This is a genomic window from Hyphomicrobium sp. B1, from assembly GCF_049532635.1.
In the GTDB taxonomy this organism is placed as follows: domain Bacteria; phylum Pseudomonadota; class Alphaproteobacteria; order Rhizobiales; family Hyphomicrobiaceae; genus Hyphomicrobium_B.
The window spans coordinates 1,173,716-1,187,359 of sequence record NZ_CP134871.1; the positions used below are offsets into that span (position 1 = coordinate 1,173,716).

The window sequence follows — 13,644 nt, forward strand, 5'->3', positions numbered from 1 at the left end:
AATGAAGAGCGGCTAGGCTTGATTGCTGGCGAGAACGGCGAGCAGTCGCGTGCGAAGCTCTTCGCCGACCGTTTCGGCCGCGCGGTTTTCCGCGTCCTGCCGGGCTTCAACGTTGGCGAAGATCGACGACACGCGATCGAACGACGCCCGGCCGTAGCTGGAGCCCGTGGCAACGACTTTCTTGTCCGACAGCCGCACGAGACTGTAGGAGGCGTCGATGCCGTAAATCTGGTTGCCCGCGTTGCCGTCGACCGCGACGAGCATCGACGTGACGGATTCGCGGATTGCGATATCGAGGCGATACTTCGGCGGTGCGGGAGACCCGCCGCCCGTCGTCTGGAAGATCAGTTCGTTGCGGATTCGCTGTCCGACACGGCCCGGAATCGGCGCGACATCTACCGACGCCAGCCGCTCGTTGATCGCGGAGCCGTTGATCAGCGCCGAGCCATAGAGCGGATGAAATCCGCCGTTGCCGCAGCCGCCAAGGACAGGAAGTGTCAGAAGTGCGGACGTCAAAAACAGGCCACGTACAGCCGCAAGGCCGTACTTGCCCCCCAGTCCAAACCGCCCCTCAGCCAACGACATTCACGATCCTCTGCGGAACGACGATCACTTTCTTCGGCGACCGCCCTTCAAGAGCACGCGCCACCGTCTCAAGCTTCAACGCCGCCGCCTCAACTTCCTCGGACTTCGCACTGCGCGAAATCACAAGTTCGTCCCGTCGCTTACCATTAACCTGTACGGCAATGGTCACTTGATCGTCAACGAGTAGCTCTGCCTCAGCGGCGGGCCACGGTTCGTTCGCGACCAGCGTGTTGTATCCGAGCCGCGCCCAGCATTCTTCCGCCAAATGCGGCATCATCGGGCCGATCATCAGAACCAGAAGTTCGGTCGCTTCGCGAAGTGCCCACGCCATCTCAGGATTCCGCTTCGATAGCGCGGATTGGAGAACATTGGAAAACTCGTGGACATTCGCCACGGCGACGTTGAAGCGAAGAGCGTCGATGGCTTTGCCGACGCCGTCCAGCGCCCGGTGCGCTGCCTTCCGGACTTCCAGCGCCTCGGCGCTGAAGGAAGCCGGCTTCGCACCTTTCTCGCCTGGATAAGCCTCTGCAACCTCTTCGACGATTCGCCACACCCGCTGGATGAAGCGCCCGGCGCCCGCGACGCCTGCCTCCGTCCAGATGACGTCACGCTCCGGAGGACTGTCGGAGAGCATAAACCAGCGGGCGCAGTCCGCGCCGTAATGGGCGATGATGTCATCGGGATCGACGAGGTTCTTCTTCGACTTCGACATCTTCTCGATTGAGCCGATCGCGGCCGGTTTTCCCGTCGCGATCTCGGTCGCCTTGCGGCTCGCGCCTTCGCCTTCGAGCCGGATGTCGGTCGGGAGCAGCCAAGTGCCGTCTTCGGATTTGTAGGTCTCGTGCGTGACCATGCCCTGCGTGAACAGCGCCGCAAACGGCTCGCGCGTGTTCGTTGCAAACGTCAGATGCCCGGTGTCGCACATCGCCCGCACGAAAAAGCGCGAATAGAGCAGATGCAAAATCGCGTGCTCGATGCCGCCGATATATTGATCGACCGGCAGCCAGTATTGCGCCGCGCTTTTATCGACGGGTGTCGGCGCTTCCGGTGCGGTGAAGCGCACGAAGTACCAGGACGAGTCGACAAACGTGTCCATCGTATCGGTTTCGCGCAAAGCCGGCTCGCCGCAGATCGGGCACGTCGTGTGCTTCCACGTCGGATGCCGGTCGAGCGGATTGCCGGGCTTATCGAACGTCGCATCTTCCGGCAGTTCGATCGGGAGGTCTTTTTCCGGCACCGGCACGGGGCCGTGCGTCTTGCAGTGGATGATCGGGATCGGACAGCCCCAGTAGCGCTGGCGCGAAATACCCCAATCGCGCAAGCGATAATTCACTTTGCGCGCGCCCTGAGGCTTTGATCCGAGCTTCTGCTCTTCGAGCCGCTTCGCCGCTTCCTCGAACGCGGCATCCGTCGAAAGCCCATCGAGAAAGCGCGAATTGATCATCGTGCCGTCATCGACGTAGGCCTTGTTCGTCAGCGCGAACGTCTCGGCCTTTTCGCCAGGCGGCAGAATGACGGGCACGACCGGCAGCTCGTAACGCAGCGCGAAATCCATGTCGCGCTGGTCGCCGGACGGGCAGCCGAAGATGGCGCCCGTGCCATATTCCATCAGCACGAAATTCGCGACGTAGACGGGCAATTCCCAGCTGTCGTCGAACGGGTGCACGGCGCGAATGCCGGTATCGAAACCACGCTTTTCGGCCGCTTCGATCTCGGCGACGGACGTGCCCATGCGCCGAACCTCGTCGCAGAAAGCAGCAAGTTCCGGGTTCTTTTCAGCCGCAGCCTTCGCCAGCGGATGATCCGCCGCGACCGCAAGAAACGATGCGCCGAACAGCGTGTCGGGCCGCGTCGTATAAACTTCAACCTCGTCGAAACCTTTCGGCGCCGTCTTCTTGTCGAGCGCCCAGCGGACGAGCATGCCTTCCGAGCGGCCGATCCAGTTCGCCTGCATCAGGCGCACCTTCTCGGGCCACTTGTCGAGCGTATCGAGGTCGTTCAAAAGCTCTTCGGCGTAGTCCGTGATTTTGAAGAACCACTGCGTGAGTTCGCGCTGCTCGACGAGCGCGCCGGAGCGCCAGCCGCGGCCATCGATCACCTGCTCGTTCGCAAGCACCGTATGATCGACCGGGTCCCAATTCACCTTCGACGACTTACGATAAGCGAGGCCTTTCTTCAGCAGATCGAGAAAGAGCTTCTGCTGGTGCCTGTAGTAAGCGGGTGAGCACGTCGCGATCTCGCGCGACCAGTCGAGCGACAGGCCCATCGACTTGAGCTGTCCGCGCATCGTGTCGATATTGGCGTAGGTCCAGGCGCCCGGATGGACCTTCCGCTCCATCGCGGCATTTTCCGCCGGCATGCCGAAGGCGTCCCAGCCCATCGGATGCAGCACGTTGAAGCCCTTCGCTCGCTTGTAGCGCGCGACGACGTCGCCCATCGCGTAGTTGCGAACGTGGCCCATGTGAATGCGCCCCGACGGATAGGGAAACATCTCAAGGACATAGGACTTGGGCTTGTTCTGATCCTCCGAGGCGCGAAAGATGTCCGCCTCTTCCCAGATCGACTGCCAGTGTTTTTCACGCTCGGGCGCGTTGTAGCGTTCGTTGGCCATGGGGCCTGGATCTCATTCAAATGCTTGCCGGAACGCCGTAAAGACCCCGAATGGTAAAGCCGGTCAAGGGATGGGTTTCTGCTGGCCCCTTAGCGACCGCCGCAGAATTCAATTTCTTTCATATGGAGAATGAAGGTAGATGCGGTAACATATTGAATAAAAAGCGCCCATGCCCGAGCATGAGCGCCTTTTACTATGGTCAGGGCAGGCCTGCGCCGAGTTATCGGCACGGGCGCAGATTTGGTCTCAGCACGTATGCGCACCGGCGCCGGCTTCGGCGACCGACTGGTCCTGCACGCCGCTGCCGCCCGAAACACCGATGGCGCCGACGACGTTGCCATCCTTATCCTTAAGCGGAATGCCGCCTGCGAAGATCATAACGCGATCATGGTTCGAGGCATGAATGCCGAAGAACTGGTCGCCCGGCTGGCTGTTTTCGGCAAGCTCTTTGGTCGAGATGTTGAAGGCACGTGCCGTAAACGCTTTATTGATCGCGATATCGATCGATCCGATCCATGCGTTGTCCATGCGAATGTGCGAAATGAGGTTCGCGCCTTCATCGACGACGGCGATGTTCATCGGCTGGCCGATTTCCTTCGCCTTCTTTTCTGCGGCGTCGATGATGCGGCGAGCGTCGGCGAGTTTCAGCATGTGGGGAATTCCTCTGCGGGGGGTGGAACGGATGCGTTATGTAGTGCTTGAGCTTGACCACAAAATTGCGACACTTGTTCACTGCGTGTCGGAATGGCTATGGGAAGCGAACAGCGGGTGAGGAAAGTGTGACGAGCGTCAGTTACCACGAAAGCGCGGTCGACAGGTTAAAGCACATAAAGGACGAAATTGTTGCCGCCGCCAAGGCTGCCGGCCGCGACACTGAAAGTGTCGAGCTGATTGCTGTCTCTAAGACTTTCGATGCAGATGCCATTCGCCCGGTCATTGCTGCAGGGCAGCGAATTTTCGGCGAGAACCGCGTCCAGGAAGCGGAGCGTAAGTGGCCGCCGCTGCGCACCGAGTTCCCGGATGTGAAGCTACATCTCATCGGCCCGCTGCAATCCAACAAAGCGAAGGAAGCTGTCGCCTTCTTCGATGCGATCCACACCATCGACCGCGAAAAGATCGCGCGCGCCATCGCCGCCGAAATGGAAAAGCAAGGCCGCGCGCTCGAACTGTTTGTGCAAGTCAACACAGGAGAAGAGCCGCAGAAAGCCGGCGTCATGCCCCGCGAGGCGGCGGCGTTTGTTGCGCTCTGCCAGGATGAGTTGAAACTGCCGATCTCGGGCCTGATGTGCATCCCGCCCGTCGACGAAGAACCCGCCGTGCATTTCGCATTTCTTGCCAAGCTTGCTCGCGAGCTTAGGCTGACCGGCCTAAGCATGGGCATGAGCAGCGACTTCGAAGCCGCCGTTGCGTTCGGCGCGACCTACGTTCGTGTCGGCTCGGCTATCTTCGGATCGCGGTAACACGTTTTCCCACCGCAAATTTTTGGCCCACCTCAGTCTCGCGTGGCGTCAGTGCTAGGGTCGTCCGAGTGATTCGCTTGGACTGTGTGCATCGACACGCGCGAGGACTGCCATGACCGCATCTGCCCAGAAAAAAGATCCTGTCGAGGTCGAAGCAAAGGCCGCCGCGGCCGAAGCCGCCACCGTCGCGCGGGACGAAGTTCTGGAGCAGGCGCCAAAGGCCGATCCGTCGAAAGACTCCGTCGCGAAGCTCGAAAAGACCAGCAAGACCGCGGTAAAAGACGCAAAGAAGTCCTGGCACGACTTCAATGTTGACGTCTGGCTGACGCCCTTCAACTCCATCGAGTTCGGACCGTGGAAACGAGACCGCAACCGCGGCAAGTCGCGCCAGTTCACGACCGACATGGATGTCTTCGCCGAGATCACCGAAAACGGCGAGCGGACCGGCGTGCTCGGCTATCGCAAGGAAATTTGGAAAGACGCGACCGGCATGGACAAGCGTCTCGTGCTCAAGCTGTTCTCGGATACGCTGAACTGGAAAGCCAGCATGGACATGATGCTCGGCCGTTCGGTGCAGCAAACGCTCGCGGCTGGCGGCTTTCCGGTGACGAGCTTCGCAATCAACACCAGCGAGGACGACAACCTCATTAGCGTCGAACGCTCAGCCGACAAATGGCCGTTGCTGCCCGAGAACTTCTCGTTCTTCATCATCCACGACGGCGAGCCGCGGTTTTACCGGTTCCGCCGTGACTATATCAATCTCGGTGGCGATTACACGCTGATCGACCAGCACGGCGACCACGTCGGCCACATCGACGGCGCCATTCTCACGATCGGCGGACGCTGGCGCTGCAAACTGCGCGGCGACCATATCGACCAGCGGCTGTTGCAAGTGATGAAGCTGTTCACCGGCATGGTGTCGTTCAACAGCCAGGCCCGTCGCCACGTCAAACATATTGCGCGAGACATCCGCGACGGCCGGCTGAAGCCCACAATTCAGCGCCAGGAAGCCGACCTCTATATGAATCCGCGCCGCATCCGTTAAACGCCGGATTCAATCTGCGCTGAGTTCAGCCGAAGCAAATGCTCCGATCCGAACTTCGCCTGCTTTGCGTCATCGGCCGAAACGGCGATGGCCCAAAGCATAAAGACCGAACACACGCTTAAGATCGCGAAAATTGAGCGCAACAGCATAAAGGCCCTCCCGAGCCGGTCCTGTGAGCCAGCCCGCACCTTACGTTCTGCCATCGGAAAAGGTTCCGTCGCCGCAACGACCTAATAGATCGCCGGCACGTACATGTCGTCCGGCACCGGCATGCGGTGATAATCGGGATGGTGCACGCGGTCCGGCAGGACCACCGGCGCACGTGGCACTTCGCTGTACGGAATCTGGCTCAGCAGGTGATAGATGCAGTTGAGCCGCGCCCGCTTCTTGTCGTCGGCATGGACGATCCACCACGGCGCTTCCGGAATGTGCGTGCGCTCCAGCATCGCTTCCTTGGCCTTGGTGTAGTCTTCCCAACGGCGGCGCGATTCCAGATCCATCGGCGACAGCTTCCACTGCTTGATCGGATCGTGAATACGCATCTGAAACCGCAGATGCTGTTCATCGTCGGAGATCGAGAACCAATATTTGATCAGTGTAATGCCCGAGCGTGCGAGCATCTTCTCAAACTCGGGAACGTCACGGAAAAACTCTTCAACATCGTTTTCCGTACAGAAACCCATGACGCGCTCGACGCCCGCGCGATTGTACCAGGAGCGGTCGAACAGCACGACCTCGCCGCCTGCTGGAAGGTGCGGAACATAGCGCTGGAAATACCATTGTGATCGCTCGCGTTCGGTCGGTGCCGACAAAGCGACGACGCGTACGACACGCGGATTGAGGCGCTGCGTGATACGCTTGATGACGCCGCCCTTGCCGGCTGCGTCGCGCCCTTCGAACACGACGACGACTTTCGCCTTCGCGTTGACGACCCAGTCCTGCAGCTTGATCAACTCATGCTGCAGACGGAACAATTCCTTGAAATAGAATTGCCGGTCGAGAAGACCGGCATCTTCGTCGTGATCCTTGCCGTCGAGCAGCCGGGCGAGCCGATTGTCGTCGAGCTCCATTTCAAGCTCTTCATCGAAGCTGTCGGCGATCTCGGCTTCGACGCGTGCCATCATCGCGCGGTCGCTTTTGTCCTGCTCGTCCATCATCGCTCGATAACCTCTTTCTTAGTGGCTCGCTTCAACCCGCAAAGCCGATAGACAAACGAGCCATGTGACATCGCTGTGACAAGCTTGGCCATTGGCCAAGCTTGTCGAACGGCGCTGACCTGAAAGCAAATTATACTGGCGGCGGATTGCGTTCCGCAAAGCCCGACTGATGCCAGTAGGGATAGGCCTTCGGCGTTTCGCTCGCGGCGTCGAGCTTGGCAATCTGTTCCGCTGTCAGGCTCCAGCCGATGGCGCCGAGATTGTCCTTCAATTGCTGCTCATTCCGCGCGCCGATGATGACGCTCGAAACCGTCGGCCGGTGCAACAGCCAGTTGAGTGCGATCTGCGGGATGCTCTTTCCCGTCTCTTTCGCGACCTCGTCGAGCGCATCGACGACGGTGTAGACGTACTCATCAGATACCGGCGGCCCCATGTCGGCGGTCTTGTGCAGGCGGCTAACTTCTGGAAGCGGCTGACCGCGGCGGATCTTGCCTGTGAGACGGCCCCATCCGAGCGGGCTCCAAACGAGCGCGCCGAGCCCCTGATCCAATCCCAGAGGCATCAGCTCCCATTCGTAATCGCGCCCGATCAGCGAATAATAGGTCTGGTTGGCGACGTAGCGCGGGTATCCGTAGCGGTCCGCAACAGCCAGCGACTTCATCAAATGCCAGCCCGAAAAATTCGAAACGCCGACGTAGCGAATTTTGCCGTCGCGAACCAATTGATCGAGCGTTGAAAGAACTTCTTCCGGCGGCGTCATCGCGTCGAAGCCGTGCAGCTGGAAGATATCGATATGGTCCGTCTGCAAACGCTTGAGTTGCGCTTCGCAGGTTTTCAGAATGTGAAATCGCGACGAGCCGACATCATTCGGATCATCACCGAAACGGAACGTCGCTTTTGTCGAAATCAGAGCTTTATCTCTGCGCCCTTTCAGGGCTTCGCCAAGAACGGTTTCCGAATTGCCCTTGGAATAAATATCGGCCGTATCGAAAAGCGTAACTCCAGCGTCAAGACAGAGATCGATCATGCGCCGCGCTTCCGCGACGTCACTAGAACCCCACGCGCCGAAGAATTCCCCCGATCCGCCGAATGTCGCTGCACCGAAGCTCAATAGAGGCACGGAAAGCCCCGACGCGCCGAGCCGTCGATAGTCCATGAAATGCGTCCTTTGAATTGAATGTGCGAATTTATGGCGTCAAACTGCGGACAGTCGCCGCAGCCAAAGCTCAAATAAGCGCCGTTGCAGCGCAATAAAAGTGTTCACATATGGCGGCGTTCCGTACGCAAACTTCACAATTTTTTCGCCTAACAGTAGCGATTAACAAAATCTGATCACGGAACATTTGAGCTAAACTTCTCATAAATCGGCTTGAATCGACCTACGCGCGTCAGTTGTGCCGTCCTCTGACGATATGCCGCGCGTCGAATCCTCTCTTGTTTTTGCCCCATTGAGACGGTGGATGCGCCCCGTTTGTGAAGACAAGTGAAGGAGTGGAAAATGCGATTGGGTTTAATCGCAGTGGCGATGGCTCTAGCCTGGGTGGCTGGGATGTCGTCGGCGGAGGCCCGCGAGTATCGGGGCCATAAGGGGGATCGTTACGAACGTTCTCACGCGCATTGGAATGGCAGGCGGGCCTACAGCGGACGCTACGCCCAACGCGCTGACCGCCGCTATACCCGCCGTCAGTACGCGCACCGCAAGTCGGCATCCCGCTACGCGTATCGCTCGAGCGAGCGTCGCCGTTATGCCTACAGCGGTCGCGCACACCGCCAGTACTACGGCCAGCGTCGCTACGCGCAACGCCACTATTCGAGCGGCCGCCGCCGGTATGCATCGGCAGGTGGCGTCGGTGGCCGTCCGCGCGCGTGGTGCGGCTGGTGGATGCGCACGCAACTTGGCGGCGGTCCGGAATATAATCTCGCTGCCAACTGGCGCCATTACGGGCGTCCGAGCGGCCCGCGGGTCGGCGCCGTGGTCGTCTGGCCGCATCACGTCGGCATGATCACCGGCCGTTCTGCGAATGGCCAATGGATCGTCAAGTCGGGTAATGACGGAAACAGGGTCCGCGAGCGGCCGATGTCGGTTGCCGGCGCTGTGTTCCGCACCTCGGGCTGATAACGTCCGCAACAACGCAATAAAATCGGGCAGGTCGAGATTTCGACCTGCCCGGACGCGTTTCATATGAATCAAAAAAAGAGATGATGCTGCAACTTAAGCAGCTGGGCAGGAATTCGGTTGGTCCCAAAGAATATGGCCGGTGACGCTATCGCTGTCGCCCGGCCATTTCTCGGAAAGGAAGGGGCGCTAGTAGGGGCGCCCGTTCGCCAATAAGCATTTGCGATCGAAGCCAGAATGCCCAGTCCATGGCCCCGAAACGCGAATGGATTAGGCGGCCTTCTTCTTCGCGGTCTTCTTGACAGCCTTCTTGACCGTCTTCTTGGCGGGGGCCTTCTTCGCGACCGGCTTCTTGCGAGCCGAGGTCTTCTTAGCCGCCGTCTTCTTCGCTGCTTTAACTGCCTTAGCCATAGTTCTAAATCTCCCTCTAGGATGTTCGAATCAGCTCGAACTCTGCAAACATGAGCAAATTCCAGAAGTTTGTAGACGAAGAAGTTTGATATTGCGGGCAAAAAGGAGTTTATTAACGGTCATCTGTGACATTAAAGTCGCATTTTTTCTTATTTTTCGCCTTTTGGGGGTCCCTGGCTAGACTCCCACCGGCAAATTTCGCAGCGCGCCGAGCCTGCTGCAGTGCCGTTCCAAACTCAAAAAATCGCAATTTCATATCTTCGCAGCGAGCGCGAAGAGCATCACAACACAATTGATCCGCGCACGCGCTTTTGCAAATCGAGCGCCGACTGAAGATATGTCATCCGCTCATCGAGGATCTCGGAGAACCACGACTGGTAATCTGGATCCTTCGGCACGATGTCGGCGATGATCGATCCATCTTCGACTTTGAGTTCGGCTCCATAGTGACGCGCGATGGCTTGCATCTTCGCGTTGTCGGGTAAGCAAACAAGAATGAGGTGCCGAAATCCGCGATTGCGCGCGGTACGAATGACACGGCCCATCAATTGCGTTGCAATTCCGCGATTGACGAACGGCCTCTCCACCGAGAACGCAACTTCAGCGCCGTCGCGATGCATCAGAATGTCAGGACGCAACTCGGCAACCGCGCGCACTTCGCCATCGACGAAATATCCGAACGTGACGTTGCCGAAGTCGCCGGCGTGCGCTGCATATCGGTTGATGAAGTCATCCGACACATTGTGCCCGAACCGACGATGCCGCGCCTCATGATCGAGACGCTGCAGATGTTCGCGCAGCAGATAGGTTTCGCTCGTCAGCAAGCGGCGGATCAATCCGATATGTTCGGCGCCTGCCTCCGGGGCCTCATTCAACATTGTAACCAACTCCTCGATGCGGGCGGCCCGCCGGCCGTTAACCGCTTAATTCGTCCGCTAAAATGGCGATGATTTTGTGCGGAGCGATAGAAAATGCTGCAAGGCAGCAATGCACTTTTAACCGACGAAGATGAAGCGCGCCTGAACGGACGGCGTTCGGCGGTGGTCGCCAGCGGAGCGGTGGCAATCCGCCACTTCAATTCGTCGCGGCTCCTGCCTGTTGCGTCTTCCGCGTTCGCACGATTACCGAAGTCACCATCAGGTGGTTGAGGGCATGATGGCGACAATCCTCGAGGGATATCGGCGGCGGCTGGCGGAAAACGAAATCGAGTCAGACCCCGCACAAGCCGAGGTCGCCGCTCGTCTTGATGCGCTCGAAATGCAGCTCGCGTCCTACAAACCCAAGAACGGCGTGCTGTCGAAACTGTTCGGCAAGCCGCCGGAGCCGCCGCGCGGGCTCTATATCTGGGGCTCGGTCGGTCGTGGCAAGACGATGCTGATGGATCTCTTTTTCGAAGAGACATCCTTCGCACCCAAGCGCCGCGCGCACTTCCACGAATTCATGGCCGACGTTCATGATCGCATTGCCAGAGCGCGCCACGATGTGCCAGGCGATCCGATCCCGCACGTCGCCGAAGAGATTGCGAAAGAGGCGCGCCTTCTCTGCTTCGACGAAATGCACGTCACTGACATCGCCGATGCGATGATCCTGGGGCGTCTGTTCGAAGCGTTGTTCGCTGCCGGTACAATCATCGTCACGACGTCGAATGCCGTTCCCGCCAACCTCTATAAGAACGGTCTCAACCGCCAGCTTTTCCTCCCCTTCATCGCGCTTCTGGAAAAGAAACTGGATGTCATTGAGCTTGGCGCCAAGAAAGACTTCCGCCTCGATAAGCTGTCGGGTCTTCAGCTCTATTTTTATCCCTCTGACACCGCCGCGAAGGCCGCGCTCGATACGCACTGGTCACGCCTGACCGGCAATCATCCGGGCAAGCCGCAGATTATCGAAGTGCTGGGCCGGAAGGTGCCGGTGCCGCTCGCGTCGATGGGTGTCGCCCGCTTCAATTTCCGTGATCTCTGCGATGTGCCGCTCGGCGCCAACGATTATCTACACATCGCGCACGCCTTCCATACGGTTCTGATCGACGACATCCCGCTGTTGACACCCGACCGCCGCGACGTTGCCCGCCGTTTCATCACGCTGGTCGACGCTTTTTATGATAATCGCATTTGTCTCATCGCCTCGGCGGCGGCCGAACCCTCGGCTCTTTATCCGAAAGGCGACGGCGCTGAACTGTTCGAGCGCACGGCATCCCGCCTCACCGAAATGCGCTCCGAAGCCTATCTTGCTGGGCACTCCGGCGGTCGCAGCCGTCATTAACGGCAAACGGACAGGCAATTCTGATCCAATCGGGCAGTGGCGCCCGCTTTCTCACCGTGCGATGAGACTTTCGGATGAAACTTGCGGCTTGCGCTTGACGCCCTGAGGATTTTGATTAGGCAGCAACGCTGTAATCGTTTGTCGCAGACATAGTCATTAATGAATTGATCCTGGGGGAAGCAGCATGGCGCGCACCAAAATCGCACTGATCGGGTCCGGACAGATCGGTGGAACGCTTGCCCTCTTGGCCGGGCTCAAGGAGCTCGGCGACATCGTCATGACCGACATGTTGGCGGGCGTCGCAAAGGGCAAAGCGCTCGATCTGGCGCAGACGGCGGCAGTCGAGGGCTACAACGCCAAGCTTTCGGGAGCCGGCACCGACGAATACGAAGCCATCGCTGGCGCTGACGTTTGCATCGTCACCGCTGGCGTTCCGCGCAAGCCCGGGATGAGCCGCGACGATCTCATCGGCACCAACCTCAAGGTGATGGAGCAGGTCGGCGCGGCGATCAAAACGCATGCGCCGAATGCTTTCGTCATCTGTATCACCAACCCGCTCGACGCCATGGTCTGGGCCCTTCAGAAGTTTTCAGGCCTTCCGGCGAACAAGGTCGTCGGCATGGCAGGCGTGCTTGATAGTGCGCGTTTCTCCTGCTTCCTCGCCGAAGCGGCCGGTGTCTCTATTGAAGACGTTCGCGCCATGACGCTCGGCGGCCACGGCGACGATATGGTGCCGATGGTCCGTTATTCGACGATCGGCGGCGTGCCGCTTCCGGATTGCGTCAAGCTCGGCTTCTTCTCGCAGGAAAGCCTGGACGCCATGATCAAGCGCACGCGCGGTGGCGGCGGCGAGATCGTCGCGCTGCTCGGCACCGGCTCTGCTTTCTATGCGCCCGCAGCCTCCGCAATCGCAATGGCCGAGAGCTACCTCAAGGACAAGAAGCGGATGCTGCCGTGCGCCGCGCACCTGAATGGCGAATACGGCCTGAAAGACACCTACGTCGGCGTTCCCGTCATCATCGGTGCGGGCGGCGTTGAGAAAGTCGTCGAACTCGCCATGGACGAAGGCGAAAAGGCGATGTTCGCCAAATCGGTTGCCTCCGTGCAGGGCCTCATCGAAGCGTGCAAGACGATCAGCCCGGCTCTCGCAAAATAAAAAAGGAGCGGCGCAACCGTGCAGTCACGCCACTCCTCATTCTGGATCGAGAGTTCAGCTTCAGCCGAACTTGAACATCTTTTTGAGGCTGTGCGAGAGCGCGCCGCGCTTCTCTTTCCGCGCAACGTCGGCCTCGCTGCGAAGCCACGTCATCTGCACGACGCGGCGCTCGCCGACGAACGGCGTGTGGCCATGCCACGACCAGTCCGAGCGGCGGAACGCGAACACGGTGCCGGTCAGCGGGCTGACTTGCTCGGTGTAGTCCTCGAAATCGTGGTCGTTCTTCAGAACGCGAAGGCAGCCCGCGCCCGTGCCGTCCCACTTATCGTTCAAGTAGGTGAGCATGGTGGCGATCTTCGCTTCGCCGTCCGTGTGAATGCGCCCGTCCTTCGCGGCCGAGAGCTTGCGGATGGTGATCATCTTCGGCTTGCCGACGAGATCGATGTCGAGCTTCTCCGAAACAATCTTCGAAACTTCCGGGCTCTTCAGATCGGCCAGAAGCTTTTCGAATGCGCCATGGATACGGTCGCCGATGTCGGTCTCCGTCAGAAAGCCCGGCTCTTTCAGATCCGGAAAGTCGGCCTTCAGCGGCTCGACCGCCGGCGACTGAATGAAGTTTTCGCCGACCAGATAATTGAAGGGATCGCGACCGGTGCGCGCGGCCTTCAAGCCATCAATGTTGATGCAGGCAAAAGTCATGGACGTTCCCCGTTGTTGACTGGACCCGTATTGAAAAACGATTTACGGCGGCGCCAGTGTCGACTCAAGAGGCGGTCTCGCCGCCTGTCGACAATTGCCCGTGAAGGGCACCTTTACCCCCTTAAATTAGGGCGTAAAAGCGGCG

13 protein-coding genes are annotated in these 13,644 nt (G+C 59.3%); 5 read left to right on the forward strand and 8 right to left on the reverse strand.

The window, feature by feature from the left end:
- Positions 1-12 precede the first annotated feature (12 nt).
- From RLW55_RS05745 to RLW55_RS05755, 3 genes are all read right to left on the reverse strand, one after another.
- Positions 13-585, reverse strand: coding sequence for a hypothetical protein (locus tag RLW55_RS05745; RefSeq protein ID WP_423415834.1), 573 nt, complete (start codon positions 583-585; stop codon positions 13-15).
- Positions 572-3,196 carry a leucine--tRNA ligase gene (gene leuS, locus RLW55_RS05750; RefSeq protein ID WP_423415835.1) on the reverse strand — a complete coding sequence of 875 codons (2,625 nt, stop codon included), beginning with the start codon at positions 3,194-3,196 and terminating at the stop codon, positions 572-574. The genes RLW55_RS05745 and leuS overlap by 14 nt, the downstream gene beginning before the upstream one ends.
- Positions 3,197-3,442: 246 nt before the next feature.
- Complete coding sequence (locus RLW55_RS05755; protein WP_409561494.1) at positions 3,443-3,847, reverse strand: GlcG/HbpS family heme-binding protein; 405 nt, start codon at positions 3,845-3,847, stop codon at positions 3,443-3,445.
- A 176-nt stretch (positions 3,848-4,023) separates the two neighbouring features.
- On the opposite strand from RLW55_RS05755, the gene RLW55_RS05760 reads away from it, so the two are divergent.
- On the forward strand, positions 4,024-4,656 hold the full coding sequence (locus RLW55_RS05760; RefSeq protein ID WP_423416381.1) for a YggS family pyridoxal phosphate-dependent enzyme: 633 nt from the start codon (positions 4,024-4,026) through the stop codon (positions 4,654-4,656).
- Between the two features lie 112 nt (positions 4,657-4,768).
- Positions 4,769-5,701, forward strand: a complete 933-nt coding sequence (locus RLW55_RS05765) for a hypothetical protein (RefSeq protein WP_409561492.1) — start codon at positions 4,769-4,771, stop codon at positions 5,699-5,701.
- 230 nt (positions 5,702-5,931) lie between these two features.
- On the opposite strand, the gene ppk2 is transcribed toward RLW55_RS05765, so the two are convergent.
- Positions 5,932-6,858: a polyphosphate kinase 2 gene (gene ppk2 / locus RLW55_RS05770; RefSeq protein WP_423415836.1), complete on the reverse strand. Its 927-nt coding sequence runs from the start codon at positions 6,856-6,858 to the stop codon at positions 5,932-5,934.
- A 130-nt stretch (positions 6,859-6,988) separates the two neighbouring features.
- Positions 6,989-8,014, reverse strand: a complete 1,026-nt coding sequence (locus RLW55_RS05775) for an aldo/keto reductase (protein WP_414464253.1) — start codon at positions 8,012-8,014, stop codon at positions 6,989-6,991.
- 342 nt (positions 8,015-8,356) lie between these two features.
- Here RLW55_RS05775 and RLW55_RS05780 point away from each other — a divergent pair, with 342 nt between their 5' ends.
- The gene (locus RLW55_RS05780) at positions 8,357-8,974 is read left to right on the forward strand and encodes a hypothetical protein (protein ID WP_409561488.1); all 618 of its coding nucleotides are present in this window, start codon (positions 8,357-8,359) and stop codon (positions 8,972-8,974) included.
- A gap of 270 nt (positions 8,975-9,244) precedes the next feature.
- Here RLW55_RS05780 and RLW55_RS05785 read toward each other — a convergent pair whose 3' ends face one another.
- Positions 9,245-9,385, reverse strand: a complete 141-nt coding sequence (locus tag RLW55_RS05785; protein ID WP_013950131.1) for a hypothetical protein — start codon at positions 9,383-9,385, stop codon at positions 9,245-9,247.
- Positions 9,386-9,666: 281 nt separating this feature from the next.
- Positions 9,667-10,263 (reverse strand): GNAT family N-acetyltransferase, encoded by a 597-nt coding sequence (locus tag RLW55_RS05790; protein WP_423415837.1) that lies wholly within the window; start codon positions 10,261-10,263, stop codon positions 9,667-9,669.
- Positions 10,264-10,540: 277 nt separating this feature from the next.
- Between RLW55_RS05790 and zapE the strand changes: the two genes are divergently transcribed.
- Both zapE and mdh read left to right on the forward strand, forming a co-directional pair.
- A complete protein-coding gene (gene zapE, locus RLW55_RS05795) occupies positions 10,541-11,644 on the forward strand; it encodes a cell division protein ZapE (protein ID WP_423416382.1) in 1,104 nt (367 codons plus the stop codon).
- A 184-nt stretch (positions 11,645-11,828) separates the two neighbouring features.
- Entirely contained in the window at positions 11,829-12,800 is a 972-nt protein-coding gene (gene mdh, locus RLW55_RS05800; RefSeq protein ID WP_409561485.1) for a malate dehydrogenase, read from the forward strand.
- Between the two features lie 60 nt (positions 12,801-12,860).
- On the opposite strand, the gene RLW55_RS05805 is transcribed toward mdh, so the two are convergent.
- Positions 12,861-13,499 (reverse strand): 2OG-Fe(II) oxygenase, encoded by a 639-nt coding sequence (locus RLW55_RS05805; RefSeq protein WP_409561484.1) that lies wholly within the window; start codon positions 13,497-13,499, stop codon positions 12,861-12,863.
- Positions 13,500-13,644 lie beyond the last annotated feature (145 nt).